This is a genomic window from Curvibacter soli (genome assembly GCF_029211125.1).
Lineage (GTDB): Bacteria > Pseudomonadota > Gammaproteobacteria > Burkholderiales > Burkholderiaceae_C > Curvibacter_A > Curvibacter_A soli.
In genome coordinates, this window is record NZ_JARGEN010000066.1 from 1 (window position 1) to 3,351 (window position 3,351).

The window sequence follows — 3,351 nt, forward strand, 5'->3', positions numbered from 1 at the left end:
GTCGTTGAAAAGTGCTCAAAATTTGAGCACTGAGCGAATTCCGGCCTGCTGCTATTTTGAATTCTGCAAGTCCCTCGGTTTTTTCAGTTTTTTGGTTGGGTCAACTGCCGTTTCTAGGCTTATTCCCCGGTCGCCTTCAACCCGAGCCAGTCCTCCGAATGGTCGTCGCCATGGGGCCAGGCATTCGCGCTGCTGAAGGGCATCGCTGAGTTTCCTCGCTAGGCCATGACTGACCGTTTCTTCTGGCAAGGCATCAGGACCGATGAAGACGCCCTGATCAAGGCCATGGACGTGGCGGGCGACCACCTCGTCAAGGAGTACGGCGGGCGCAAAGCGAAGCAGCAGGCGGAAACCGAACTGGACCTGATCAAGCAGTTGGAGGATGCGTCAGGCGACGCGCAGGTCAAGTGCAGCGCCTTGTGGTTGCTGATCACCACCGGCAAGGGTGACGAGGCGATCGCGCTGATCGACGCATCCGCTCCGCGAGCCCAATAGATCTACGAAAGGGACCGACAGATGGACCAGTACTCAGACCCGCTCGGCATGCTCGTGAAGGCCGTGGCCTTCGCGGCTGACAAGCACCGGAATCAGCGTCGCAAGGATGCGGAGGCATCGCCCTACATCAACCATCCGATCGGGCTGGCCAACGTGCTGGCGAACGAGGGGAGTGTCACTGATGTGGCGGTTCTGTGCGCGGCGGTCCTGCACGACACGATCGAGGACACCGAGACCACATCGGAAGAGTTGACCGCGACTTTCGGGTCGCGAATCACGGCGATCGTCCTCGACGTGACCGACGACAAGTCGTTGGAAAAGCATGTGCGCAAGCAGCGCCAGATTGAACACGCCCCGCACATCTCGAAGGAAGCCAAGCTCGTGAAGCTGGCAGACAAGATATGCAATCTGCGGGACATCCTGGCGTCACCGCCGTCCGACTGGTCGCCAGAACGCAAGCAAGGCTACTTCGACTGGGCAGCCAAAGTCGTCGCCGGAGTACGCGGCGTCCACCCTGAACTTGAAGCAGCGTTCGATCGCCTTCTGGCTCGCCATGCCGAACTTCGCTGACGTCCACCTCAAGCCAGAGGTGCTGGCGCGATACGGTTTGCCGGACATCGCCTATCCGATTGCCAGCGCTGATCTGAAGTCAGCAGTGGACGCAGGGGGAGAGCTACCGCTGGCGATGCTGCTGCATGGTTTGCAGATGAGCACGCGCGACGGCGGCACCGAATGGAAGCGATACGAGCCAGCGATGAGTCGGCTGGCCGAGCTGCTGGCGCCCGACGATGGCCGGGACGTGATTTCAGCCGCCGGTGACCACTGGTGGGTTGAAGTCGGGCCGGTGGATCTCGGCGACAAGCTGGTCACAGTGCAGCGTGGTGACGATCTGATCGCTGCGATCGCCCCAAGGGACGACGGTCGGCTACGCGTTGCGGTGTTTCGCCCACTGGACACTAAGAGCGCTGATTACCTGACGGGTCTGGGCCAGGTGTCCGAAGCGCTGACTGCCACAAAAACGATCCTGTGCGCCGAGCCTCGACATGAGGAGACCCTGCGCGCGATAGAGATGGCCGAGACACTGGCGGCGAGCGGCGAGGCACACGAAGTCGCCATCGCACAGCTCGGCCAGGGCTGGGTTGCGGAAGAGGCCCTCGCCATTTCTATCTACTGCGCTTTGGTCGCACGCAACTTCAAACACGGCGTCATCCTGGCCGTGAATCACGACGGCGACTCTGACTCGACGGGGGCGATCACCGGCAACATGTTGGGCGCCATGCAAGGGGTTAAGGCGATTCCATCCGAGTGGTTGGAGCCCTTGGAGTTGCGCGAGGTCATCACGACCGTCGCGGAAGATCTCTACGCATTCAAGGACTGGGACATCGGTGAGTACAGCGAGAACGCAGAGATGAACCAGCGCGTCTGGCAGAAGTACCCCGGGTTTTGAATCAATGCCAGCAAGCAGGAAATCGAGCACATGACCATCGTCAGAGGAGTACGCATCTTGGCCGCACCGTGCTGTGGTGCGCGCTATGCGTTTCCTCGGTACGTCTCGATGAACTTCTCCGCTTTCGAGTACTGGACTGATGGGTGGCGGGATGGCTCGCTCATGCCAAATGACGAAGGCCTGCGCCGCTGCAACTGCGGCCGGTTCGTACTGCTGAAGGACTTGGTGGAAATCGAGACAGCTGAGGCCAGTGACCTTCCGCGTATGAATCTTGTGCCCGACGACCTACTGCCTGAGTGCATCGCAAATACCGACAGTGAGGATCTGGAGGCCGCTGCAAGGCTGGGGCACTGGCGTCATCTCAATCACTCGTACAGGGATCGATACCGTCAGCACCGGGACGCGGAGGAGGCTGCTACGAAGGCAGTATGGGAGGCAGCCAACCCTGATCGCAGAACGTGGTGGGACAGGTTGCGGCGTCGCAAGGCGCCCAGCTACAGCAGGCCACCGGGAAGCCCATTCACGTATCCAGCGTTCGAACCGACAGACGAACAGCTTCGAAACATGACGCGACTGAGCGAAATATTGCTTGCATGGGGCGCTGCATCGCGGCCCGGATACACCATGGAGCTTGCAGAGCTGTACCGGGAGCTGGGTCGCTTCGACGAGGCCGAACTGGTGATCCTGACCATCGAAGAACGCGATGTCGGTGTGACCAGCAACCTCATCACCAAGCTGATCAAAGAAAAGCAATCGGCGCCGATGCGCTACAGGATGTGATCACTATGGGTTTCCGTTTCCAAAAACGCATCCGCATCTTCAAGGGCCTTACGCTCAACCTGAGCAAGTCTGGTTCGTCGTGGACGGTCGGGCGCCCGGGCGCGTCGGTGAACTTCCGGGGCGACAAGGTCACCGGCAACGTGGGTATACCTGGCACAGGCTTGTCGTACCGCGAGTCGCTGGACAACCAGGCCACGCCCGAGGAGCCGGGGACGAAGCGCAGTGGTGCGCGAGTCCTGTTCTGGCTCGCGCTGGTCGCCGTGGTGGCTTACGTTCTGCTGCGCTGACGCAGGACACGGAGGAGGAAGAATGGCAAAGGCTGTCGAGATCGGTTCCCGGATCTTCCGGACCCAGAGTAGTGCCCTGGAACACTACAAGGCCGTGCTGCACCGGTACCAGGACGGGCAGCGCGTCTCCGACCAAGGCGACAACGCCGATCTGGTTGCGCTCATTGAGCGGTACGACCCGGTGCTCGACGCGGTCGGTGAGCCGACCAAACGTTCATGGTGCAGCTTCCCCCACCCCCGCTAATGAAAGAGACTATGGGCAGGCAGGCAGCAGGGCCAGGTCGAGATATTTTTTGGTGGCTATAACCCCGAACCTAACGTGACCCGGTGCGCTGACTCGTA

The 3,351-nt window shown here is 60.7% G+C and carries 6 protein-coding genes; all 6 read left to right on the forward strand.

Going from position 1 to position 3,351, the window contains the following annotated elements:
• The first annotated feature begins 225 nt into the window (after nucleotides 1-225).
• Genes PY257_RS14220 through PY257_RS14245 form a run of 6 tightly spaced genes read left to right on the forward strand, consistent with a single transcriptional unit; the run spans nucleotide 226 to nucleotide 3,253 of the window.
• Nucleotides 226-495: a hypothetical protein gene (locus PY257_RS14220; protein ID WP_275742973.1), complete on the forward strand. Its 270-nt coding sequence runs from the start codon at nucleotides 226-228 to the stop codon at nucleotides 493-495.
• A 21-nt stretch (nucleotides 496-516) separates the two neighbouring features.
• Nucleotides 517-1,065 (forward strand): HD domain-containing protein, encoded by a 549-nt coding sequence (locus tag PY257_RS14225; RefSeq protein ID WP_275742975.1) that lies wholly within the window; start codon nucleotides 517-519, stop codon nucleotides 1,063-1,065.
• Complete coding sequence (locus PY257_RS14230) at nucleotides 1,016-1,942, forward strand: ADP-ribosylglycohydrolase family protein (protein ID WP_275742977.1); 927 nt, start codon at nucleotides 1,016-1,018, stop codon at nucleotides 1,940-1,942. Before PY257_RS14225 ends, PY257_RS14230 begins: the two co-directional genes overlap by 50 nt.
• A gap of 30 nt (nucleotides 1,943-1,972) precedes the next feature.
• Nucleotides 1,973-2,722, forward strand: a complete 750-nt coding sequence (locus PY257_RS14235) for a hypothetical protein (protein WP_275742978.1) — start codon at nucleotides 1,973-1,975, stop codon at nucleotides 2,720-2,722.
• Between the two features lie 5 nt (nucleotides 2,723-2,727).
• Entirely contained in the window at nucleotides 2,728-3,009 is a 282-nt protein-coding gene (locus tag PY257_RS14240; protein ID WP_275742980.1) for a DUF4236 domain-containing protein, read from the forward strand.
• A 22-nt stretch (nucleotides 3,010-3,031) separates the two neighbouring features.
• Entirely contained in the window at nucleotides 3,032-3,253 is a 222-nt protein-coding gene (locus PY257_RS14245) for a hypothetical protein (RefSeq protein ID WP_275742982.1), read from the forward strand.
• Nucleotides 3,254-3,351: the final 98 nt, after the last annotated feature.

Coding starts and splice junctions, on each gene's coding strand:
- PY257_RS14220 (WP_275742973.1), top strand. CDS start 226: ATGACTGACCGTTTCTTCTGGCAAGGCATCAGGACCGATGAAGACGCC.
- PY257_RS14225 (WP_275742975.1), top strand. CDS start 517: ATGGACCAGTACTCAGACCCGCTCGGCATGCTCGTGAAGGCCGTGGCC.
- PY257_RS14235 (WP_275742978.1), top strand. CDS start 1,973: ATGACCATCGTCAGAGGAGTACGCATCTTGGCCGCACCGTGCTGTGGT.
- PY257_RS14240 (WP_275742980.1), top strand. CDS start 2,728: ATGGGTTTCCGTTTCCAAAAACGCATCCGCATCTTCAAGGGCCTTACG.
- PY257_RS14245 (WP_275742982.1), top strand. CDS start 3,032: ATGGCAAAGGCTGTCGAGATCGGTTCCCGGATCTTCCGGACCCAGAGT.